The 21,883-nt window shown below is 36.7% G+C and carries 24 protein-coding genes and 1 riboswitch; of the genes, 7 read left to right on the top strand and 17 right to left on the bottom strand.

Annotated features, from left to right (window positions below; all coding sequences use genetic code 11):
* The first annotated feature begins 2 nt into the window (after nt 1-2).
* Entirely contained in the window at nt 3-1,193 is a 1,191-nt protein-coding gene (locus FEU33_RS02000; RefSeq protein ID WP_146547784.1) for a phenylacetate--CoA ligase family protein, read from the top strand.
* Between the two features lie 236 nt (nt 1,194-1,429).
* Here the strand turns inward: FEU33_RS02000 and thiE are convergent, their stop codons facing one another.
* The 4 genes from thiE to tenA are packed head-to-tail and all read right to left on the bottom strand — an operon-like array spanning nt 1,430 to nt 4,301.
* Nucleotides 1,430-2,068, bottom strand: a complete 639-nt coding sequence (thiE, locus tag FEU33_RS01995; protein ID WP_146547783.1) for a thiamine phosphate synthase — start codon at nt 2,066-2,068, stop codon at nt 1,430-1,432.
* Nucleotides 2,055-2,879: a bifunctional hydroxymethylpyrimidine kinase/phosphomethylpyrimidine kinase gene (thiD, locus tag FEU33_RS01990; RefSeq protein ID WP_146549865.1), complete on the bottom strand. Its 825-nt coding sequence runs from the start codon at nt 2,877-2,879 to the stop codon at nt 2,055-2,057. Before thiD ends, thiE begins: the two co-directional genes overlap by 14 nt.
* Nucleotides 2,879-3,631 (bottom strand): hydroxyethylthiazole kinase, encoded by a 753-nt coding sequence (gene thiM / locus FEU33_RS01985; protein ID WP_146547782.1) that lies wholly within the window; start codon nt 3,629-3,631, stop codon nt 2,879-2,881. The genes thiD and thiM overlap by 1 nt, the downstream gene beginning before the upstream one ends.
* The gene (tenA, locus tag FEU33_RS01980) at nt 3,618-4,301 is read right to left on the bottom strand and encodes a thiaminase II (protein ID WP_146547781.1); all 684 of its coding nucleotides are present in this window, start codon (nt 4,299-4,301) and stop codon (nt 3,618-3,620) included. Before tenA ends, thiM begins: the two co-directional genes overlap by 14 nt.
* A 65-nt stretch (nt 4,302-4,366) precedes the next feature.
* Nucleotides 4,367-4,465: riboswitch (TPP riboswitch) on the bottom strand.
* 146 nt (nt 4,466-4,611) lie between these two features.
* Between tenA and FEU33_RS01975 the strand changes: the two genes are divergently transcribed.
* On the top strand, nt 4,612-5,373 hold the full coding sequence (locus tag FEU33_RS01975; RefSeq protein ID WP_146547780.1) for a class I SAM-dependent methyltransferase: 762 nt from the start codon (nt 4,612-4,614) through the stop codon (nt 5,371-5,373).
* A 326-nt stretch (nt 5,374-5,699) separates the two neighbouring features.
* Here the strand turns inward: FEU33_RS01975 and FEU33_RS01970 are convergent, their stop codons facing one another.
* From FEU33_RS01970 to FEU33_RS01955, 4 genes are all read right to left on the bottom strand, one after another.
* Nucleotides 5,700-6,569: a LysR family transcriptional regulator gene (locus tag FEU33_RS01970; RefSeq protein WP_146547779.1), complete on the bottom strand. Its 870-nt coding sequence runs from the start codon at nt 6,567-6,569 to the stop codon at nt 5,700-5,702.
* Nucleotides 6,570-7,058 carry a GNAT family N-acetyltransferase gene (locus tag FEU33_RS01965; RefSeq protein WP_146547778.1) on the bottom strand — a complete coding sequence of 163 codons (489 nt, stop codon included), beginning with the start codon at nt 7,056-7,058 and terminating at the stop codon, nt 6,570-6,572.
* A gap of 354 nt (nt 7,059-7,412) precedes the next feature.
* A complete protein-coding gene (locus tag FEU33_RS01960) occupies nt 7,413-7,955 on the bottom strand; it encodes an NADPH-dependent FMN reductase (RefSeq protein WP_146547777.1) in 543 nt (180 codons plus the stop codon).
* 149 nt (nt 7,956-8,104) lie between these two features.
* Nucleotides 8,105-8,839: a polysaccharide deacetylase family protein gene (locus tag FEU33_RS01955; RefSeq protein WP_146547776.1), complete on the bottom strand. Its 735-nt coding sequence runs from the start codon at nt 8,837-8,839 to the stop codon at nt 8,105-8,107.
* Nucleotides 8,840-9,614: 775 nt separating this feature from the next.
* On the opposite strand from FEU33_RS01955, the gene FEU33_RS01950 reads away from it, so the two are divergent.
* The gene (locus FEU33_RS01950; RefSeq protein ID WP_146547775.1) at nt 9,615-10,856 is read left to right on the top strand and encodes an aminopeptidase; all 1,242 of its coding nucleotides are present in this window, start codon (nt 9,615-9,617) and stop codon (nt 10,854-10,856) included.
* 144 nt (nt 10,857-11,000) lie between these two features.
* On the opposite strand, the gene FEU33_RS01945 is transcribed toward FEU33_RS01950, so the two are convergent.
* From FEU33_RS01945 to FEU33_RS01930, 4 genes are all read right to left on the bottom strand, one after another.
* A complete protein-coding gene (locus tag FEU33_RS01945; RefSeq protein ID WP_146547774.1) occupies nt 11,001-11,456 on the bottom strand; it encodes a GNAT family N-acetyltransferase in 456 nt (151 codons plus the stop codon).
* 223 nt (nt 11,457-11,679) lie between these two features.
* Nucleotides 11,680-12,237 (bottom strand): isochorismatase family protein, encoded by a 558-nt coding sequence (locus tag FEU33_RS01940; protein WP_146547773.1) that lies wholly within the window; start codon nt 12,235-12,237, stop codon nt 11,680-11,682.
* Nucleotides 12,238-12,495: 258 nt separating this feature from the next.
* Entirely contained in the window at nt 12,496-12,822 is a 327-nt protein-coding gene (locus FEU33_RS01935) for an ArsR/SmtB family transcription factor (protein WP_146547772.1), read from the bottom strand.
* Between the two features lie 112 nt (nt 12,823-12,934).
* Entirely contained in the window at nt 12,935-14,719 is a 1,785-nt protein-coding gene (locus FEU33_RS01930; protein ID WP_146547771.1) for a SulP family inorganic anion transporter, read from the bottom strand.
* Between the two features lie 254 nt (nt 14,720-14,973).
* Between FEU33_RS01930 and FEU33_RS01925 the strand changes: the two genes are divergently transcribed.
* Together FEU33_RS01925 and FEU33_RS01920 are read left to right on the top strand one after the other, a co-directional pair.
* Nucleotides 14,974-15,657, top strand: coding sequence for a DUF2225 domain-containing protein (locus tag FEU33_RS01925; protein ID WP_146547770.1), 684 nt, complete (start codon nt 14,974-14,976; stop codon nt 15,655-15,657).
* Nucleotides 15,658-15,686: 29 nt separating this feature from the next.
* Entirely contained in the window at nt 15,687-16,049 is a 363-nt protein-coding gene (locus FEU33_RS01920) for a hypothetical protein (RefSeq protein ID WP_146547769.1), read from the top strand.
* A gap of 104 nt (nt 16,050-16,153) precedes the next feature.
* Here FEU33_RS01920 and FEU33_RS01915 read toward each other — a convergent pair whose 3' ends face one another.
* On the bottom strand, nt 16,154-16,738 hold the full coding sequence (locus FEU33_RS01915) for a DJ-1/PfpI family protein (protein WP_146547768.1): 585 nt from the start codon (nt 16,736-16,738) through the stop codon (nt 16,154-16,156).
* A gap of 289 nt (nt 16,739-17,027) precedes the next feature.
* On the opposite strand from FEU33_RS01915, the gene FEU33_RS01910 reads away from it, so the two are divergent.
* Nucleotides 17,028-17,465, top strand: coding sequence for an Lrp/AsnC family transcriptional regulator (locus tag FEU33_RS01910; RefSeq protein WP_146547767.1), 438 nt, complete (start codon nt 17,028-17,030; stop codon nt 17,463-17,465).
* Between the two features lie 128 nt (nt 17,466-17,593).
* Here FEU33_RS01910 and FEU33_RS01905 read toward each other — a convergent pair whose 3' ends face one another.
* From FEU33_RS01905 to FEU33_RS01895, 3 genes are all read right to left on the bottom strand, one after another.
* Nucleotides 17,594-18,067, bottom strand: a complete 474-nt coding sequence (locus tag FEU33_RS01905) for a hypothetical protein (protein ID WP_146547766.1) — start codon at nt 18,065-18,067, stop codon at nt 17,594-17,596.
* Nucleotides 18,068-18,122: 55 nt separating this feature from the next.
* A complete protein-coding gene (locus FEU33_RS01900; RefSeq protein ID WP_146547765.1) occupies nt 18,123-18,449 on the bottom strand; it encodes a YnfA family protein in 327 nt (108 codons plus the stop codon).
* 186 nt (nt 18,450-18,635) lie between these two features.
* Entirely contained in the window at nt 18,636-19,508 is an 873-nt protein-coding gene (locus tag FEU33_RS01895) for a LysR substrate-binding domain-containing protein (RefSeq protein ID WP_244951030.1), read from the bottom strand.
* 115 nt (nt 19,509-19,623) lie between these two features.
* On the opposite strand from FEU33_RS01895, the gene FEU33_RS01890 reads away from it, so the two are divergent.
* Nucleotides 19,624-20,823, top strand: coding sequence for an MFS transporter (locus tag FEU33_RS01890; RefSeq protein ID WP_146547763.1), 1,200 nt, complete (start codon nt 19,624-19,626; stop codon nt 20,821-20,823).
* Between the two features lie 76 nt (nt 20,824-20,899).
* On the opposite strand, the gene FEU33_RS01885 is transcribed toward FEU33_RS01890, so the two are convergent.
* The gene (locus FEU33_RS01885) at nt 20,900-21,433 is read right to left on the bottom strand and encodes a DNA-3-methyladenine glycosylase I (protein ID WP_146547762.1); all 534 of its coding nucleotides are present in this window, start codon (nt 21,431-21,433) and stop codon (nt 20,900-20,902) included.
* Nucleotides 21,434-21,883: the final 450 nt, after the last annotated feature.

Raw genomic sequence — 21,883 nt, 5'->3', positions numbered from 1 at the left:
TTATGAGTAATAGATTCTTTATAGAGAAAGCGTTGAAATCTAAATTTTATCAAGAAAAATTAGCGCATGTAGATTTAGAAGACTGGTACAACATTCCTTTTACCACCAAGGATGATCTTAGAAATGTAGATACATATGACGTGCTGGGTGTCGATCTGCAAGACGTCGCAACATATCATGAAACAAGTGGAACTACTGGAACACCAACCCCAAGTTGGTTTAGCTATAACGATATCCAACAAGAAGCTGATGTTTTATTACGTTCTGATCTTAATCTAAATGAAAAAGATCTCATTTTAAACCGATTCCCATTTGCGGTGGCTTTACCTGCCTTTATCTTATATTGGGCAGCAAATAAAGTACAAGCAGGTCACATAGGCGTTGATCAATGGAGTAAAGCAACACCTCTTAAAAGAGTAGTAGAAATCATAAGCAGGACTTCTCCTACCATTTTAGCTTTAGGTCCTACAGAAGCAGTGAAACTGTATCAGGCTGGGAAACAAATGGGTCAACGATTTCCAGTTCAAGGATTAAGAGCACTGATCCTAGCTGGAGAATTAGTTTCTCCAGCTAGGAAAAAATATATTGAAGATTTGTGGGGCGTTCCTGCTTATTTACTATTTGGTAGCACGGAAACGGGAGGATTATTTGTGACTTGCGAGGCTGGGCACTACCATGCCAACCATCCTCAAATAAAAGTAGAAGTGGTGGATGATCAGGGAGATCCCGTACAGTCCAATACGATAGGTAATTGTGTCCTATCTTCTGCTAGAGAAGGAATGCCTCTTCTCCGATATTATAACAATGATCGAATCGAAATCCTTGAAGCGCATGACTGTAGTTGTGGTGATAAAAACCCTATCGTTGTCCACTATGGGCGTCAAGATGATGCAATCGTTGTAAATGACCAAGTAATCAGTCTTCATGAAATTCAAGAGGCTGTATATTCACTGAGTCACGTTCCATTTATGTGGAAGCTTCAAGTTAAAAATGAGGCTATTGTTTTCATTTTGCAATTTGTGGCTGAGGTAGATATTGATTCTATCCAAAAAGAACTATCTGACCTACTTGGCATTCGCGTTTCAATAGAATCACAAGATATCATCCCGCTTGAAACTTTAACTGAAAAGCCTGCCTTTGGAAAATATTCATATGTTGAAAAAATCGATGAAGATATTTTGGTAAAGCATTGATTATTGGATTGAAAAAGTGAATCTGCTGCGCTTTACACGGACAAGGACAAGGGTATGAATCATATCAACCTGACTCTCTGCTCCTTTTTCTGGCAAGCAGCTATGCAGATATATTAATAATGAGGCTAATCATGAAAATAAAACCGTATGAAATCAAGGCTTTTACATTTGATTTCATACGGTTTATTCATTTTAAAAGGGTTTTGCCCCGCCCACATTCTTGTGGATCAACCCCTCTATTTAAAATCCTGCGATAATGAATGGAATGATTGGACAGTGGCTGGTATATTAGGGCTTTCACAAATCGCAGAAATAACAGCGACCCCATCTGCCCCGGCTTGGACAACTTCTGAAGCATTTTGCTCTGTTATACCACCAATCGCAACAACGGGAAATTCAGGATACATAATCCTTGCTTGATGCAAAAAGGTGACACCTGCTGGTTTCTTTGCATCTGGCTTTGATTTTGTTTGATAGATCGGACCAATACCAACATAATCAGCTCCTCCTCCCACCGCCATCATCATTTCTTCTTTTGTATGGACGGATACCCCAACTATTTTTCCCTTGAATTTTGTACGGATTTCTTCAAGTGCTTTGTCATCTTGTCCTACATGAACTCCATCTGCATCGATCTTCAAGGCAAGATCTGCATCATCATTCACGATAAAGGGCACATGATATTGTTTACAAAGAGTTTGGCAAGCTATGGCAAAATGCTCTAACTTCTGCCCTTTTAATGCATGTTCTCCCTTTTCTCGCAATTGAAAAATGGTGATACCTGCCTTTAATGATTCCTCCAGTACTATAAGCGAATCGCTCGTACAATTAGCGGTTCCCATTATAAAGTAAACAGCTAAGTCAGTTCGTTTCAATGATGTTCACCTCGCAAATCCCATTTTCTTTTTTATATGCAAAGTGATTTGTAGGACCGTGACCATGGCCAATATTCAAGGGATTTTGAATGGCCAACTGGACATATTTCTTCGCTTCGATAATCGCTTCACGCAATGGATAGCCTTGTCCTAAGAACGCTGTGATAGCAGATGAAAATGTGCAACCCGTCCCATGTGTTTGTTGGGTGTTGATACGTTTTGTTTGTACAGAAAATGATGAACCTTCATGGAAAAATATTGTATCCATAGCATTCTCATCTTTTAAATGTCCGCCTTTTATCACAACGCAGTCAACACCCATATCTACAATAATTCCTGCCGCTTTTTCAATGTCTGTAGCTGTTTGGATCGTAACTCCACTGATTACTTCCGCCTCTGGAATATTGGGTGTTACTACAGTAGCAAGGGGCAATAAGGAGGTCTTTAAAGCTGTAACCGCTTCTGGCTGAAGAAGAGATGCACCCCCTTTTGCAATCATCACTGGATCAACAACGAGCTGAATATGTCGATCCTTTAAGCTTTGTGCAACAGCTTCAATGATTTCAGCAGAAAAAAGCATTCCTGTTTTGGCTGCTTTTACAGGTAAATCTTGCATCACCACTTCGATTTGCTGTTGTACGAATGCAGCCGTTGCAGGGAAAATACCTTCTACGCCCAAAGTATTTTGAGCAGTTAATGCCGTAATGGCAGATGTGCCGAAAACGCCTAACTCTTGAAACGTTTTCAAGTCAGCTTGAATGCCAGCTCCACCGCCACTATCTGAACCAGCTATCGTCATCACAATATTCATCATGATTCACCTCTTGAAATTTCATGCAATGCATCTAGCACTTCTACTTGGAAAGATCCCAATGAGTTTGTTGCTGCGGCTGCATGTTCTGCAACAGTCTTATAATCCTGTAGAACATCCCGTAGAGTGGATAGTGAATCTCCTTCCACCGCTAATGCCGCACTACAAACTGCACTAAGTAAACAGCCTGTTCCTGTCACTTGAGTCATCAACTCATGTCCTCCTGCAACGCTGACAGTGTTCTCGCCATTCGTTAGTAGATCTGAAGGTCCTGTTACAATAACTAAACAATGATATTGCTGTGCTACTTGTTTTGCCACTTGCTCTACATCGATCTCTCCTTCCCCACTATCAACACCTTTCACTTGCCATTTAACACCTGCAATCGTTGCTAGTTCTCCTGCATTACAACGAATCAAATCAAATTTCACTGCTTCCAGCAATTCTTGAACGGCTTGTTTTCGAAATGATGTAGCACCTACACCCACGGGATCCAGTACAACAGGTATTTCTTTTTCATTTGCCTTACGACCTGCCAGTATCATCGCTTCCTTCGTACGACTATTGATCGTTCCGATATTCAACAATAATGCAGATGCATTCGATACCATTTCTTCGACTTCTGATGCTTCATCTGCCATGACAGGGGAAGCCCCGATCGCAAGAAGTCCATTAGCCGTAAAATTGGCAACGACATAATTGGTTATACAATGAACAAGAGGGCTTGTTTTTCGAATTTTAGATAAACTCATAATTGACCACTTCACCTTTCCAATCTTCTAAATTCCAAGGCATTTCCCAGAACTTCCATTCATAGAAACAACTCTTTTTGAAATGAGACTTTAATACGGAAACTTTTTCTGGTTGTCCTTCTGCCAAACGATTCAGCAATGTTTTTTGGACCTCGATTTTTTCTTTATACGCAGGATCACTATACATAGCGATCCACTCCTCATAGAATTTAACGCTTGGTTTTTTATCTTTGTATTTTTCACCAATTTCTTGATATAGCCAAGGGCAGGGCAGCATAGCTGCAAACGCTTCAGCAACATCGCCAGTATAAGCTGCATTGTACATATGACTCACATAATTATAGGCAGCTGGTGCAGGTTCAAATTCTTCCAATTCCTGCTCACTAACATTAAGCTCCTTAAAAACAGTTCGATGTAATGCTAGTTCTGCTTCGTTGATATGATGAGCTGTTTCTAGAAAATGGTTGATATCTTCATTTGTCGTTGCTTTTGATGCAGCAATAGCTAATACTTTCGTGTAATTTCTCAAATAATAAGCATCTTGCATAATATAAAATCTGAATTTCTCAATAGGCAATGTCCCTTCAACCAGGCCTTTTACAAATGGATGCTCAAAACTTCCTTTCCAATATAAATCGGTCTCTTTTCTTACCTCTTCACAAAATGTCATTCTAAGTCCTCCTTATAGTGGACGCAGACGCAAAAAAGTCTCTATGTTCATGAAGACATAGAGACTGAAAATGATTCGTTGCTCCCTACGCCAGTGTTAACTGTCAGGTTCTAAGGGTCAGGTTTTAACCTTCTCAACGCATATGCGTCCCCCCGCAAACATTTAAGTTATTTTAATCGTAGCATTTCTTATCCAAGTGCTCAAGGATGAATTTCCCCTTCTATATTCCACTTTGGAATCGATAAGCCTATCAACCATCATATCTGTTTGATCTATTTTTTTGTTATGCTCAAAGAAAGGAGATGATTAGATGAGTGAATGGAATGCAGTTTTATACGATCAAAAACATCATTTTGTTTCAAAATTTGGTGAACATTTAGTAGATTTACTTTCACCTCAAAAAGGAGAGAGCATTTTAGATTTAGGTTGCGGCACTGGAGATCTAGCATATGAGATCTCCAAATATGAAACGATAGTACACGGTATGGATGCATCTAAAACAATGATTCAACAGGCACAAACAAAATATCCCGAAATTCAATTTACAGTCCAGGATGCTACACAAGCTTTTGTCCACCAGCAATTTGATGCAGTCTTCTCTAACGCTGCCCTACATTGGATGAAATCCCCGAAAGCTGTCGTTCAGCATGTTTATGACGCATTAAAGCCGAATGGTCGGTTTGTTGCTGAAATGGGTGGGGATGGCAATATTTCTTCTATTGTAACTGCTATGAAAGCTAGCATGGAGGAATTAGGTCTTCCATATATCGAAAGTTATTTTCCGTGGTACTTTCCAACTGAAGAAGAATATAGTGAGTTATTACAACGAGCGGGCTTCCGAATTGAAATGATAACATTATACGATCGCCCTACACCATTGGTTGGTGAAAATGGTATTCAAAATTGGCTCCATATGTTCAGCAACAGTATTTTTCAAGACTTAACAGCAAGTGAAAAGGAAGAGGTTTGTCGCTTATGTGTAAGAAAATTAAAGCCACAATTGTATCAAAACAATACGTGGGTGGCTGATTATAGAAGACTGCGTTTTGTAGCCATCAAAAGAGAAGGATAATAGAAAGTGAAACTTCACTCGGTGGGGGACTCTTTATCTCCCCACTCGGTGTTAGTTGAACTATTGGGGATTTTGCTGGCAGTTGCTCCCTCTGTTTTTATTTGAATCTAATGGAATTTAAGCCTTGATGTGTCCAAGTGAAATTTCACACAGTGGAGTTTTTCATCGCCCGCTGCGTGTTATAGTTGACCATTTGGGCTTTTACGAACTTATTGGTCATATTCTTTTCACCTAAATCTTGGTATAAAAATCTTTACTACTGTTTCAGATGGGGGAGGGGGAAATGTTTATTGACTTTTATGATTAATTTCGTTAAACGGGACTTTCTATTCGTTAGCTCCTTCATAAGCGCTTTTACTACTTTCCAAAAATGCCTGGATGTCACTTGATATATATTTTGATATCAAATACGTTTGCGATGTTATATTTTGAAATTCCTTCAATGAATGAATAGCTAGTGTTCCATCCTCCACCTCTTTTTGAACAACGCTCTGTGGTAAAAAAGCTATGCCTAATCCCTGTTTAACAAAGTTTTTTATCACTTCTGTTTGATTCAGTTTCATTGTTTGATGAGAAGGAAATCGACTTCTTAGCAAATGCTGAATATTTTCCCAATAAGGCGCAAATTCGTGCGTTAATATGGGGTCGGTTGTTAATAATTCTGGAGTACTCATATGAAGCTTGGATGGTGGGACGATCAATTGAATGGCTTCATCGGCAATCATATGTATTTGCAAATCACGCGCGGATGATAATTTTGATAAACCAATGTCGACCAACCCACGATAAACGGCTTCTCCGATCTCATTTGATTTTAAAATTTCAATCGACAATTGTATATAAGGCTTATGTTTTTTAAAATGTTCCATAATCTTAGGCAAGGTGGAGTTCGCAATTTGTGGTGCAACGCCGATTGTTAACTGTGAGGTGTAGCCTTCTAAGAACGCCTGCGTCCCCTTTAATGCAACATCAAGTGCTTCGATGATTTTTTCTGCTTTATCGAAGAAATATGCTCCTGCTATATTTAATCGAACTTTCTTTCCACTTCTTTCAAATAATGATGTCTTTAGTTCTTTTTCTAAATGATGAATATGTTTGGTCACTGTTGATTGTGTTAAAAAACGCTTTTCTGCTGTTTCTCCAAAGTTCTCTGTTTTCGCTGCAATCAAAAAGGTTCTAAGCCATTCTGTTTCCATTTATATTTCTCCTATCAAAATTTTCTGAAGTTTTATCTCATCTCTGATCGGGATGCCATCTTCACTAAAGTAAGGAATTTCCGGCTTGTACTGTCTAGCTTTTTCTACTGCGTTTGGATATAGCTCGGTTAAATAATATCCACGCTTTTGGTAAAATTTTAAAGCATGTAGATGATCATTGGTTGTGATTAATGTCATGATTCTACAATCTTTTGTAAGTGCCAAATGCTCAACTTCCTGAACAAGCCTCGTGCCGATTCCTTTTCCTTCTTCCACACTATCTAATGAAATGATCTCGCATTCTTGATGTCGAATGATATATGTAATCAGACCCATCATCTCTTGTTGATCGTTGAAACAGGCATAGCCTTCTAGCTGACTGCAATCATAAATACCAGTTGAAATCACCATCTCCGTACTTCCCCAATGTTGAACAAAAAAATGGATGATTTTATCTTTTGGAAGCGCTTGAAGTGATGCTATTTTCATATAGACATTCCTCCTGAATTAGAACTTTTCAAAATATTCAATGTCATTGTATCAAATTTATTCAACTAGCAGCTGTTTGGAAACAGATTTTGAAATTTATTCACTCTTTTGTCTGGTTTATTTGCCCTGAGACTATTTATTCGCTCTCTGGAACTGTTTATTTGCTCTCTCTGCCTGCTTATTTGCTCTTTCTACCCGCTTATTCGCTCTCTCTGCCCATTTATTCGCTCTTTTCACTTGTTTATTCGCTCTTGCAACAATTTAAGTCCTTTACCGGCTACTTACCTATAGATCGAACTATAAAAAATGACCTCTGCATCTGCAGAAGCCATCTTTGCAAACCGACTTTTCACATTAAATATACAATTTCATCCATTCTATGAAGCTATCAATTACTGAATCTAGGAATTTCACTGTACCTTCGTCTGTTAGGTTACCTTCTGCATCGAATTTTGTATGGGCAGCGCCAACATATACTTCGTTGCCTTGTAGTACAGGTGAGCCAAGACCAATCGCAAACAAAATATCACGTAAATGTGCTTGTGCTTTAACTGTACCAAGATGACCCATTGATGCACCCATGATGAAGGAAGGTTTGCCAATCATGACTTTATCCACACGTGATAACCAATCGATAGCATTCCCAAGAACACCCGGTATGGATGCATTATATTCTGGTGTAACCCAAAGTACCGCATCAGCCGCTTTTACTTTTGCTTTAAAATCAAGTACAACTTGCGGAGCATCATTTTCAATATCTTGGTTATACATAGGAATATCATTCAACTTTAAAATTTCTAGATCAAATTTATCAGCATAACGTTTTTGAATGAATTTTGCTAACATCATGTTATAAGATTCTTTACGAATACTTCCTACTATTGCTACTACTTTCATATGGATTCCTCCTAAATATTAATGTTAAACCAATCTCAATTACCACTTTACTATTGAATAAAAAGAGGCTCAAGAAAAATGCTTAGAATTCGAGATATTTCAAAAAAGAGTAAGAATGACCTTTTCGGTTATCCTTACTCTGTATAGCATCATTTACTGATTTCCTGATTTTTAGCAGCCATCAATTCTGAAACGGTTACGAACTTATAGCCCCTCTTCTTCAGCACAGGTAAAATTTGTTCGAGGGCCTTTATCGTTTGTGTACGATTTCCTCCCCCATCATGAAATAAAACGACATCTCCCGGTGATGCGCCATCTAATACTTTTTTAGAAATTTTCCGAACACCTGGGCTTTTCCAATCTTGAGTATCAAGATGCCACGACCAAATAACCACCTTATATCCACTTTTTTTAGCAGTATTGATAATATCATCCGTATAAATACCACCCACAGGACGGAATAATGTAGGAGCATATCCTGTAATATTATAAATAATATCGTTCGTCTTTTTTAGCTCCTCCTTCAATTTTGACCCGCCTATTTTAAACGGATGAGAATACGTGTGATTGGCTAATTCATGTCCTTCATTAAATTGACGCTTCACAATTTCAGGATACTTTTCAGCACTTTTCCCTAACATAAAAAAAGTTGCCTTTGCATCGTATTTAGCTAATACTTCTAAAATTTGTGATGTATATCTTGGATCTGGTCCATCATCAAATGTTAAGGCAATGACTTTTTCTTTCGTTTGAACATCCCACAAAACTTGTCCAGTTTGCTCATAATATTTTCTTCCCTTATCCGCTGCATAACTAAAAGTCGCATAACAAATAGAGATGACCAAAACGCAAACAGTCAAAATTATTATATTGTTTCGTTTCAAAATATCACCCCCATCAAAAATTTTTGGAATTCAAAAACACTGTGACTTTAATATCTGCTGAACTCGATAAATTATGCTCTAAAAGAATTTACATTTAATGTTTTGGAAATTCTTTTAAAACAACATCATATCAATCAATTTCATAATGCAAAATTCAGATAAAAAGCGCGAACATTTCAAATCAACATGAACATTCAGAAATTTTTGTTCCGCTTCAGACGACGCTTTCCACGGGCTTGGCTTCAATCTCCTCGGGTTGACACGATGTTGACCCCGAAGCCGTTGCCACAGGACGTGGCGAACTTAGGCTTTGTCCCTTAAATTATTTTCAGCTCAAGCTTTTCCCGTAAGACTTTGAATAAGCTTCCTTGAACTCACACCGCACGAAGAAAATACGCATGCATTTTCGAGGAGTCATCGTCTCCCGCTCCACAACTATCAAAATTAGTGATTGCTAAATATTCGTATTTTTCAAGAAGAAAATGATTTATAAAATTAATTCATATAAATAAAAAAAGTATTTTTTGCAATGCTAATAAGTACAATTTAAACACATTGATCATTCAACTTATCCATAAAAGGAACAGTTGATTTCTCCTTGTATAAATTAAAATTAACGCAGTTTACTGCTTGCTAAAAATAAGAAATAATTTCTCACATAAGTGTCGTCATTCATTACTTCATTAACCGAATAATAAGATAGACTAAATATTTAGGTATTTTGATTTTGGTGTGATAATATAATCAGTGAAAATAATCGTTGGGGGTAAAGGAAATGTTAGCTAATTTTGAGGAAAATTTATTGAAATATGCGAAACTTTTAGTTGCAAAAGGAATTAATGTACAACCAGGCGATTGGGTAAAAATGACGATCGCTATTGACCAAGCGCCTTTAGCTCGTCTCATCACTCAAGAAGCTTATGCATTAGGTGCTGAAAAAGTAATTGTGAAATGGTCTGATGATGAAATCAGCAAGCTACATTATTTACATCAACCTGAGGAAGTATTGACGAACATCCCAGATTACGAAATTCAAGAATCTGAAGACCATGTTTTGAATCACCATGTCAGCCGACTTTCTATTCTTTCAAGTGACCCAGGACTTTTAAATGATATTGATCCTGCCAAAGTTGCTGCTTATCAAAATATTGCTAGTAAGGCGTTCAACGCGCAACGCAAAGCGACTCAAAATGATGATTTAAAATGGACAGTGGCAGCAGCAGCTGGCGCAGGATGGGCTGCACACGTATTTCCTGATTTACCTACTTCTGAAGAACAAGTAGACGCTCTATGGGATCAAATTTTCAAAACCTGCCGTGTCTACGCAGATGATCCAATCGCTGCATGGGATGAACATAAAAAAACATTAAATGAAAAAGCAGCAAAACTAAACGAAATCCAATTTGACGCATTACACTACACAGCGCCTGGCACGGACTTAACATTAGGATTGCCCAAAAATCATATTTGGGCTTGTGCAGGCAGTCACAATCCTAAAGGCGAAGAATTTATCGCCAATATGCCTACGGAAGAAGTCTTCACTGCACCCGACACACGTCATATGGAAGGTGTCGTACGTAGCACAAAACCATTGAGCTATGCGGGTACACTGATCGAAGGGATTGAAGTACACTTTAAAGATGGCAAAATCGCGGATATTTCAGCCGAAAAAGGTAATGAAACGATCAAAAAATTAGTGCATGACAATGAAGGAGCCACAGGCTTAGGAGAACTTGCTCTAGTTCCAGATCCTTCACCGATTTCACAATCTGGTATCACATTCTTTTCAACTCTTTTCGACGAAAATGCATCTAACCACTTAGCAATCGGTGCAGCTTACCCTACTACGATCCAAGGTGGGACAAAAATGAGCCAAGAAGAATTACAAGCAAACGGAATGAATACCTCCACTGTACACGTTGATTTTATGATTGGTTCCAACAAGATGGATATCGATGGCATTAAACTAGATGGCACAGTTGTTCCGATTTTCCGTAATGGAGATTGGGCATTCTAGTCACTCTCTATCAACCATATAATGAGCAACTAACACCAAAAGCAGTTTGCCTTTTAGCAAGCTGCTTTTACTTTTATGAATATTTGTAAGTAGTATTGGGACAATAGTATTCATCATCTAGTCCTTAAAATTGAAACCATACTATTAAAGCTTTTTGGTCATAAACACACTATTTGGATCATCTCTATAGTCCGCAAAAGGTTCACAATATCGAAAACCTGACTCTTCATACAGGTTTCTAGCAGGAATAAAAGCATCCATTGAACCAGTTTCCAAACTTAATTGCTTGTAACCACGAATTTTTGCTTCTTTTATAATATGTTGCAATATTTTCCTTGCGACACCTTTTCTTAGATGATTAGGAGATGTTTTCATAGATTTTACTTCTCCATGTCTAGTATCTAGCTCTTTCAATGCACCACATCCGACTAATTCATCTTGTTCCCAAGCACTCCAAAATGTCATATCAGGTTTCTTCAACTGTTCAACACCCAGAGCATGAATACTCTCTGGAGGGGAATGCAAAGTCATATTTTGAAGGTGTCCACCTATTAATTGCACCACTTTTTCACTAGACAAATCATCTAATTTAATATTCATCAACTCCCCCCTAATCTCTATACGACATTCCATATTTACTGTTATTCTAATATGATATTACAATAAATATTTGCCAATAACCAAAAAATATATAAAAACTCGGGTAGAACCTCTACAATTCTATCCGAGTTTTTCAATAGGGATGACTTCTTAAAATTATTTAATCGTAGGTAAGTAGGAAACATTTCTTATCTCAAAATACATAATTCACCCACTCCACCAATTATCGATAAGTATTATGAGTAGGTGTGAATAAATCCTCGTCCGCATTTCTAACAATCGAAAAATGATCGACATTATAATGTCCATGCAATGTTTCATTGTGATGTTGAATGATTTGTTTTGCAGATAAAATCTTAGAATCCACTGTGGAGTGACCATCTCCCACTAACGTCACATCAAAATGATGAACAGTTGCAGTTCTTACTGCCGTATCAATACAATATTCGCTTTGACATCCCATAATAACAAGATGTTGGATGTTTTTTTCATTTAAATACTCAAGTAGCGGCGTACCATAAAAAGAATTGGTCGCTTCTTTATCAAAGATGACAGCATCCAGTGGTATGCTAATATCTTTATGTACTTGAAAGCCGCTACCCTTCCCATTTGAAACATCTTTGTCTCTTATAAAAACAATGTGCACTTTTTTCTTTAAAGCCTGTTCAATAACCCGATTGATATTGTTAATTACTTTATCTTTCTCATAAACACCTTGCTGTTGTGGTCCACCATCCATTAATTCTTGTTGCGCATCAATGACAAGTAGTGCTTGTTTCAAAATAGTACCCCCTTTTACACAATGTAAATACCTTAATCACGTTTAATATGGTATTACAATCGATATTTACCAAATATACAAATTTATTATATACGAATGTAAAGACGAACGTAAAGGGAGTTAAGTTAGGTTATTGTTTCATTTCTACAGACTTCATTAGCTTTTATACATAACCGGCATTTTCTTCTGACGCTAATATTCAGATAACAAAAATGTCGCCAATTCAACAAGTCTTGTGATTTGAATCTTCTTTATTTATTATTCCTCTTTCATTTGATCGAGCAATGTAATCGCATTTACAAGATGATTGTTGAAAATTTGCTTGGCCACTTCTAATAATTCAATAATCATTGGGTCTCTTAATGAGTAAATCACGCGATTTCCATCTTTCGTGCCATAAACAATATTTTTTGCTCTAAGAACTGTTAATTGCTGGGAAACAGTGGAGCCTTCACTGCCTAACTGACTTTGGATTTCATTGACACTTCGATCACCTTCTGCTAAAACCTCGAGAATTTGAATTCTTAATGGATGAGCAAGCGCTTTAAAAAAATCTGCCTTAAACTGTTGTAATCCTGCATTCAATTTAATTCCTCACTTTCTAGATATAAAATATATTCTCTAGACGTCATCGAACATAATCAAACTTTTCATGCATAGAGCTTTTTTATCTCTCACTGAACCCTGACAAAAAATATTATTCATGAGTCATCAATGACTTTTTACGAACCTGATCATTTTTCTTTTTTACTTTTTGAAGATCCCCAGCACAAGATAATGCTGTACATTCATTAAAAACAAATCTCTTACAGCCAATACATCTATTTTTATCTAATTGTAACAGAGCATAATCGATTGCTTCACCTGTATGATCAAAAAAATGCTCTTCCCCAACTATATGATATAATCCAGTTTGTTTTATAAACGCTATCGGTTGATCTTTTAACCCAGAGATTAAAACAATTCCATGTTTTGAAAAATTCTTGACAATACTGGTTAAATAATAATTTCCAGTTGTATCGATAAAAGGTACTTTATTCATCCTTAGGAGCAATACTTTTGGTTTGTAGTGAATCGAATTTATAATATTGTCCGCAAATGATTGTGCAGCTCCAAAAAACAATGGCCCCTCAATATTGAAAATACTAATTTGTGGGCAGCCATACTGAGAAGTTGTCGCTTGCACTTCAACTTTCGCATTTTTTCTAGTGTGATTTGGTAAAGCTTTTTTCGTAACCATATGATAACTCATATTCTTTATAAACAAAATAACGGCTAGGAGAAGACCAAATTCTACTGCTACTGTTAAATTAATAAAAACCGTTAACAAAAATGTAGCTGCTATAACTAAAGAATCACCCGTTTTCGTTTTTAGTACTTGATAAAATACCTTTCTTTCACTCATATTCCATGCGACAATCATTAAAACTGGTGCCATACTGGAAAGCGGAATATTCGTTGCATATGGCGCAAACAGTATTAATACGAGCAATACAACTAAGCCATGAACAATACCAGAGATCGGTGATACAGCGCCGGTTTTAATATTCGTAGCCGTTCTCGCAATAGCACCAGTTGCAGGTATACCCCCAAAAAGTGGTGTTACCACATTTGCTACTCCCTGTCCAATCAGTTCTCGATTACTATGATGTTTGCTATTGGTCATGCCATCAGCTACAACCGCAGATAATAATGATTCAATCCCTCCAAGAATAGCAATGACAAAAGCGGGTCTTAATAGATGAACAATTTTTTCCCATGTTATATCAGGAAATTGGAACTGGGGTAAAGAGCTTGGAATTTCCCCATACTTAGAACCGATCGTTGCAACCTCTGTTGGATAAAAAATGGTCGCAATAATTGTAGAAACGACAATACCGATCAGAGGTCCAGGTATTTTGGGAATCCATTTTGGGATAAATAGAATCAATAACAAACAAATGGCGGCGGTGAAAATGCTATAAATATTCACTGTATATAAGTGAGCGGCAATTTCTTTCAAATTATCTATAAATAATTCCTTACTTTCAACATTTTGAAGTCCTAAAAAATTAGCGATTTGCCCAACAAAAATGGTGACAGCGATCCCTGTTGTAAATCCTATTGTCACAGGTCTTGGAATAAATTTTATCAGCGATCCAAGTTTAAAAACACCCATCAAAATAAGCAAAATTCCAGCTAAAAATCCAGCTACTAATAGATCCTCATAACCATATGATAGGACAATACCAAATAGGATTGGTATAAACGCTCCTGTAGGACCCCCTATTTGAAATTTTGAGCCTCCTAATAGTGAGATCAAAATTCCAGCAATAATGGTTGTATATATTCCATATTCAGGTTTTACTCCCGAAGCAATGGCGAACCCCATCCCTAATGGAATAGCAATAACAGCTACGATTACACCTGATAATAAATCCTTTTGAAATTTCTGCAAGGAGTAATCCGCATATCTCCCTGAGAACTCTAACCTTTTCAGCATAATCATCCTTCCTTTTGTATCTTTCAATAATTGAATATCTGATTATTTGAATATACTGTTATATGAATATATAACACAGATGAGAATTTGTAAAGAGTACTGCTATTTCATATTTTTCTATGCACAACAATAATGAATCTTCTATGGAAGATAACTTAAAAAATATTTATTATATAAAAGTTCTTTTCACCTATTAATAGACAAAATATTGTAAAATAAATTTATACTTCTGTACTAAAAAGGAGAGGTATTAAATAGGAATTAATATCTATTATTATGAGAGCAAAATTGAATGTCAATGTTGTCAAAAGAAATTCACTACATATAAAGTACGTCCAAACCGTTATAAAGTAGTTGATCAAGATACAGACTTTATGCCTATATACGACGGGCTAAATCCAATGTTATATGAAGTTGCAGTCTGCCCTCATTGCGGATATGCCTATCATAAATCAATGGTTCGCACATTTGGACCTTTTATGGAATTTGTTAGAGAAATCTATATCAAACCGCTTCAAAAACCAATGTCCATTTGCCAAGAAAGAACATTAGATGATGCGATCGCTAGTTTTAAGTTAGCTTATCTTGTAGCTAAAGCTTCAATGGAAGAATCACTCGTTATGGCAAATATTGCGATTAAAATTGCATGGTTATACCGTCTAAAAGAAGAAAAAAAATTAGAAATCCATTATTTACGCTCTGCTAGAGATTTTTACGGTCAAGCATTCGCTTCCAATAAGGAAGGAGAAGAAAGAATTCATTTTCTGTATGCGGAATTAAGCCTACGCATTGGTGAAACAGAAGAAGCTAAAAAAGGATTTTCTCATCTAATCTCAGGTCGAGATGTTTCAGATAAATATAAAAAGCTAGCTCGTAATCGTTGGGAAGATTATAAATATAATACGGCTAAAAAAGAGAAGAATGTGAATGAAGGCTAACCATATCATTGCTTAAAGGAGATATTTTTATGATATCAAAAAACTCAATTCAATTAGGTATAACAGAAGAGGATATCTTTTCAGAAGTAACTCATTTTCTACTTAGAAAAAACAATCGACTTTTTTCAAATGATCAATTAATCGAAAAAACAGGAATTTCTTCTGATTTGATTTTTAAGTGGGTAAAATCCGGGAAATTGAATTCATCTCTTTTCCCTAATCTTGGTGCACCATGTGAAAAATGTGGAAATTTAACGAATCATTCAAAAATCTGTAGAGAATGCTCTCAATCAATTACCCATACCCTTAAGCAAGAAGAAAAAGATAAAATATGGTTTGATAAAATACAAAGAAAACCATTAAAAGCAAACGCTTATCGCCATAAATTCTAAACAAGACACCAAAATTTTCACAATAAAAACTCGGATAGAATATAATCTATTTTCTATCCGAGTTTTGAAGTTGCAGACAATATCGTATAACGAGTACCCAATGTTTAAGTAAAACCCATCAAGTCTTTTACATGTGCGGCATTTTCTTTTGATGTTAATTTTTCAAGCAACAAAAAGGCTACATCGAATGCTGTACTAGGATTGGATGATGTGATAATGTGCTGGTCTTGAACGATCCGCTTGTTTTGTACATCTGCTCCAAAATTCTCTAATTGCTGCGTTCTAATGCTCGTTGGATGATGATAGGTCGTTCCTTTCCTTCCCTTTAGAATTCCGCTTTTCCCCAATGCAAGCGATGCCACACAAATACTAGCTATCGGCTTTTGCTGTTTATCAAAATGTCTAATAACATTTAAAAATGATTCATGGTATGCATCCTTATAAAAACCGGCCTCCTCAAATCCCCCAGGAATAGCAAGGGCATCAAAGTCCTCTAGTTGAATTTCATCAATCGTTTTTTCTGGTACAACTGTAAAATTCCAAGTGCAAGTTAGTTGCTTGTGCAAACCCACTGTCACTACCTCCGTTGAACCATCGCCCTCCCATTTGTTCCATCCCAATACGTCTGTAAATACACTTGCCTCCACTGCTTCAAAACCATCAGCCAATAATAATAATATTTTTTTCATCCAAAAACCTCCTTTTGCATCATTTTATAAAAGCAATCGAGATTCTTACATAAGCTGACAAAGTTTATTTTTTGATTTATCTTTAAATTATAAAGAAATATGTTTCGTCTGATTAATAAAGTGAAACTCCATCAGTGGGGGTTTTCTTCATCCCCCACTGATGGCTAGTTGAACCAATCGGACTTTTACGGGCAGTTGATCCCCCATCTATCTTTTTCGTTTCTCTCTATATCTTGAGATGGGAGTCTTACTGCCCGTTAAAGCGGGATAAAAAAAGGAGATGAACGATTTGGATCAAATTGACCAACAAATTATAAAAGAATTGCAGTTAAACGCAAAAATATCCATGAAAGAGTTAGCCGAAAATATCCACCTGTCTTCTCCGGCAGTTATTGAACGTGTTCGAAAACTAGAAGAACAACAAGTGATCGAAGGCTATCATGCTCATCTAAATTTTAAAAAAATAGACCGCCCCATTCAAGCCATTATTTTATTTGAATCTAAAGATTGTAAAGCGTTAGCAACATTTTGCCATAACCATCCAGATGTCTTAACATGTTACCGTGTAGCAGGAGAAATCAGTTATATCGTAAAATTAGCAACAAATTCTGTGGAAACTTTAGAGCAATTCATCGATGCCTCAATGCCATATGGTACACCATCTACTAACATCGTGTTATCCTCACATGAAAAAAAGAGCATTGAACCTTTTCTAACTGAAAATTAACGCCAAGCCCTTTGGAAGCCGTCGTCTGGAGCGCAACAAACAAATCTGAACATGAAGTATGTATGTAGAAAAATGTTGGCATTTGGAATTACAAGTCTGGTATATCAACAACTATATCATTCAATGGTTCAGCATCTACCACCAATAATCGACTCGTTTAACAGGAATCGGAGCAAAATAGCTTCTAGTTTTTCCAAATTCGTTTGCTCCTCTAAAACAAGCTCTATTTCATTTTGTTCATCCAATATCAACGTTAGTGTTCCGCTATTTGGTTGACTCGTCTGCATTGATGACAACTCATTGATTTTAACTTTTGTAATATCTTCAAATCTGATAATTACATTTCCTCTTCGTCTTAAAAACCGTTCACGTGAAGTAATATGATCTAATTCAGATTCTCTCTTTTTACCTCTTGGAATAATCCATATTTTTTTCAATAACCAAAATAAGATTCCAACAATGATTGAACTCCCATAATATTCTTTTACCCCATACAATTGCCGACCAATTTGGCCAAGCCACAGTTCTTTATCTTGAACGTAAATCTTATAATAACGATTTCTTCGTAAATAATGAATCTTTGTAACATAGAAAAATTCCATCTTATTTCTCCAGTTCACATCTATTTTTAATCATAATGATGAAAGTGTTTCGTTTTTAGTGTCGTGGTGCAAAAAGGATAATGGAAGCGCCTACAATACAGATAGCTGCTCCGACCCAATCATATAAATCTGGTGTTTTTTTATCGATTCCCCATCCCCATAAAATAGAAAGAACAATAAATACCCCTCCATAAGCTGCGTAAACTCTACCAAAGGAAGGAAAATTCTGAAATGTAGCAATTACACCATAGATCGCTAATACGATTCCTCCTACAATTCCCCAATATAAAGGCTTACCCTCTCTTAGCCATAACCAAATTAAATATCCTCCACCAATTTCTGCAATACCAGCTAGAATAAATAATACAACAGCATTTATCATGTGATCACCTCTTTCCATATTTTACATTGAACCCTATTTTAAAATTCGCGCTTCCTCAAGCATACATGCTAAAAAACTTCAACCTCAATACAATAGAAATCGTGATTATTTCATTCAAAATATTTCAACAAGCTAGCCCTTTAAAACTAGGTCATAGAATTTTTATAGATATAACGTATTTCACCATTATTCATAATTTGAACTTGTGAACTCTATAAACAATTGTGTAGAAGCACTCAATATCGCATCCGCCTTCCACGCAAGGCCAACTTCTCGCTCACAATGGATGTCCGCAATTTCAAATCGATGAATAGGTAATGCCTCTAAGCCTGAATAATAAGGCAAAATACCGATACCTAAATTGGCAGAAATGAGCCCTGCCATTGTTGGTACATCTGTTCCTTGGAAAACAATATTCGGCGTAAACCCTGCATCGTGACACCATTTCATCACTTGTTTTTGCATCAATAAATAATCCTTATATCCAATAAAAGGTTCATCGCGCAAATCTTGAATCGATAGGGATTTGACCTTATGGAATGGATGGGTAATGGAACAATAGCCATATAGCTGTTCATTTTTGATACGTACCCAATTAGATTGATTAAAAGAACGACTAAAATTAGTAGCTAAGCATAAATCGACTTCATTGTTTTCCACAAGCTCCAACGCTCTTTGTGAATTACATTGTTGTAAATCGAATTGCACATCTGGATAGCGTTCCTTAAACTTTCTAAGAATCTTTGGCAAAATCGTCGTACCAATCGATTGCAAAAATGCCAAGCGGATCGTTCCTTGCAAAGGATCTTTCATACTTTGCAATTGTTGTACACCACGATCCAATGATTGCAGTCCTTCCTCGACAAATTCTAAAAATTTTTCTCCATAAAGACTGATCTCGATGGAACGTCCTATACGATTAAATAATGGAACGCCAAGTTCTTCCTCTAATTTATGAATAGCTTTCGTTAACGCAGGTTGTGATACATGCAGCAGATTAGCGGCATGATTATAATTTTTCGTCTGTGCAATCGCTTGAAAATAACGAAGCTGGTGCATTTCCAATCATAACACTCTCCTTCGATAAACAATGGTTATTAAATCAATAATAACTCAATATTAGACGTTATGAATAGATCGGCGTACATTAATAGCTGTAGGAGGGAATTTTTTTATGGATGTTACAGACGAAGCAAAAACAAATAAAATTACTTGGGGGATGCTAATCGGAAGTCTTGTTACGTTTGCCAACCTTTATGGTCCTCAAACATTTATCCAACATTTCACCCATGATTTTCATATGAGTGCATCTGAATCTAGTTTAGTATTATCGATTTCAACATTCACGCTCGCATTTGGTATGCTAGTGATGGCGGCTATTTCAAATACATGGGGACGAAAAAATATAATGGTATTTTCACTAATTGGTTCGTCCATTCTATATATACTCGTCGGATTTGCACCAAACTTCGAAATCCTACTAACCATTCGCGCTCTTGAAGGATTTGCGTTAGCCGGGTTCCCAGCAATTGCTGTTACGTATTTAGCAGAAGAGCTATCTGGCAACCAATTTCCTAAATCTCTCGCTGTCTATATCACAGGTAGTGGTTTTGGGGGCTTCTTCGGTCGAATCGTTTCTAGCTCTGTTCTTGATCTATCAAATTGGCATATAGCTGTATTTGTGCTTGGTACTTTGACGATGATTTTATCTATTATTTTTATATTCTTAGTGGAGCCATCCAAACATTTTGTACCGCAGGAATTTTCGATAAAAAACTGGATCGGTGGTATCATTGCTGCATGTAAGGATACAAAGCTTTGGTATTTCTACGGACTTGGTTTCCTAGCACTCGGTGTATATGTGGCTATGTTCAACTATATCGGTTTCCCCTTAATAAAGGATTTCGGCCTAAGTCAAACACTAGTTGGTTTTATCTTTATCTTCCAGTTAATGGGTTCTATAGGTTCCATGACAGTCGGTAAATTAAGTGATCGCTTTTCTCGTGCACAAATGCTCTGTGCAAGCTTAGTTAGTGCCCTAATCGGTATTAGTCTAACAGCTGTACATTTCTTACCTATTGTATTAATGGGATTATTTATCTTATCATGTGGCTTTTTCGCATGGCACAACCTAGTAAGCGGTTGGGTAAGTAGCTCCGCTATTCCAGCCGCAAAAGCTTATGCATCTTCTCTTTACCTATTGTTTTACTACATTGGCTCAAGTGTTATTGGAACAATTGGTGGGAACTTTTACGATACAAGCGGATGGAATGGTGTTGTTGGGATCATGATTATTTGCTGCATCCTTGGATTTATCTTACTTGGACTTGTTGAAATGAAGCTTAAAAAAATCACCAAACATGCGACAATTTAGCATTATTATCGTAAAAAGCAGAACGAAGATTTTCTTTTCGTTCTGCTTTTTTGTATAGATTTTCCGAATCACTAACCTATCTTACATCTTTATGAGAAGCAGGATGGCAGAAACATTCGATTGTGTGATCATTTACCATTCCTACAGCTTGCATAAAGGAGTAACAAATTGTACTGCCAACAAACTTAAATCCATCCTTTTTTAACTTTTTGCTCATTCGATCACTTATTTCATTGGTGGTAGGGACTTCTTTTTCTGTCTCCCAATTGTTTATAATGGGCTTGTTATCGACAAAGCTCCATATATAACTAGAAAATGAACCATACTCCCTTTGAATTTTCAAAAATGTCTTTGCATTTGTTACGACACTTTGGATTTTCATCCTATTGCGAACGATCCCCTTATCTTCTAGCAGTGATTGTAATTTCTCATCGGTATACATAACAATTTTTTCAGCTTCAAATTGGTCAAAAGCATCTCGATAATTTTCTCTTTTTTGCAAGATCGTCCACCAACTAAGTCCGGCTTGCGCCCCTTCTAGACATAACATTTCAAACAATAGCCGATCATCATAAACAGGAACCCCCCATTCTTTATCATGATACGCCACATATAAAGTGAAACTTTAATCAGTGGGGGGTTTTCTTCATCTCCCACTGATTATTAGTTGAACCAATCGGGCTTTTACGGGCAGTTGATCTCCCACCTAACTGTTTTACTTTCGCTGAATTTTGAGGTAGGGGGGTATTACTGCCCGTTAATGCGGGATAAAGGGTTTTTTTCCTTTGCCCATGTGCATCTTTTAATCATTAATAATTCACCATTCCCTATTTCATTTAATTTGCTTTACCAATTATACATAATCTTTCTCTTTCTATCATTTTCGTGATAAAGTGGACTTCGCCTAGTGGAGTTTTTCTTCACTCCCCCAGTTAGGCAATGCTGGAAATACAACAATGAAAAATGGGCACAGCGAAAGTGTAACCAATCGGTATTTTTGGTAATATATTCCTGCAACACATACCTTTTTCATGCTAATGATGTCGTCTATTGACGGTCA

The sequence above is a fragment of the Rummeliibacillus suwonensis genome (genome assembly GCF_007896435.1).
Taxonomy (GTDB): domain Bacteria; phylum Bacillota; class Bacilli; order Bacillales_A; family Planococcaceae; genus Rummeliibacillus; species Rummeliibacillus suwonensis.
This window is presented reverse-complemented; position numbering and strand designations above follow the sequence as displayed.

Excerpts from the sequence above, each read along its gene's own strand:
- FEU33_RS02000 (WP_146547784.1), top strand. The coding sequence starts at position 3 with ATGAGTAATAGATTCTTTATAGAGAAAGCGTTGAAATCTAAATTTTAT.
- thiD (WP_146549865.1), bottom strand. The coding sequence starts at position 2,879 with ATGAATATTGTGATGACGATAGCTGGTTCAGATAGTGGCGGTGGAGCT.
- thiM (WP_146547782.1), bottom strand. The coding sequence starts at position 3,631 with ATGAGTTTATCTAAAATTCGAAAAACAAGCCCTCTTGTTCATTGTATA.
- tenA (WP_146547781.1), bottom strand. The coding sequence starts at position 4,301 with ATGACATTTTGTGAAGAGGTAAGAAAAGAGACCGATTTATATTGGAAA.
- FEU33_RS01975 (WP_146547780.1), top strand. The coding sequence starts at position 4,612 with ATGAGTGAATGGAATGCAGTTTTATACGATCAAAAACATCATTTTGTT.
- FEU33_RS01970 (WP_146547779.1), bottom strand. The coding sequence starts at position 6,569 with ATGGAAACAGAATGGCTTAGAACCTTTTTGATTGCAGCGAAAACAGAG.
- FEU33_RS01965 (WP_146547778.1), bottom strand. The coding sequence starts at position 7,058 with ATGAAAATAGCATCACTTCAAGCGCTTCCAAAAGATAAAATCATCCAT.
- FEU33_RS01960 (WP_146547777.1), bottom strand. The coding sequence starts at position 7,955 with ATGAAAGTAGTAGCAATAGTAGGAAGTATTCGTAAAGAATCTTATAAC.
- FEU33_RS01950 (WP_146547775.1), top strand. The coding sequence starts at position 9,615 with ATGTTAGCTAATTTTGAGGAAAATTTATTGAAATATGCGAAACTTTTA.
- FEU33_RS01945 (WP_146547774.1), bottom strand. The coding sequence starts at position 11,456 with ATGAATATTAAATTAGATGATTTGTCTAGTGAAAAAGTGGTGCAATTA.
- FEU33_RS01930 (WP_146547771.1), bottom strand. The coding sequence starts at position 14,719 with ATGCTGAAAAGGTTAGAGTTCTCAGGGAGATATGCGGATTACTCCTTG.
- FEU33_RS01920 (WP_146547769.1), top strand. The coding sequence starts at position 15,687 with ATGATATCAAAAAACTCAATTCAATTAGGTATAACAGAAGAGGATATC.
- FEU33_RS01915 (WP_146547768.1), bottom strand. The coding sequence starts at position 16,738 with ATGAAAAAAATATTATTATTATTGGCTGATGGTTTTGAAGCAGTGGAG.
- FEU33_RS01905 (WP_146547766.1), bottom strand. The coding sequence starts at position 18,067 with ATGGAATTTTTCTATGTTACAAAGATTCATTATTTACGAAGAAATCGT.
- FEU33_RS01900 (WP_146547765.1), bottom strand. The coding sequence starts at position 18,449 with ATGATAAATGCTGTTGTATTATTTATTCTAGCTGGTATTGCAGAAATT.
- FEU33_RS01895 (WP_244951030.1), bottom strand. The coding sequence starts at position 19,508 with ATGCACCAGCTTCGTTATTTTCAAGCGATTGCACAGACGAAAAATTAT.
- FEU33_RS01890 (WP_146547763.1), top strand. The coding sequence starts at position 19,624 with ATGGATGTTACAGACGAAGCAAAAACAAATAAAATTACTTGGGGGATG.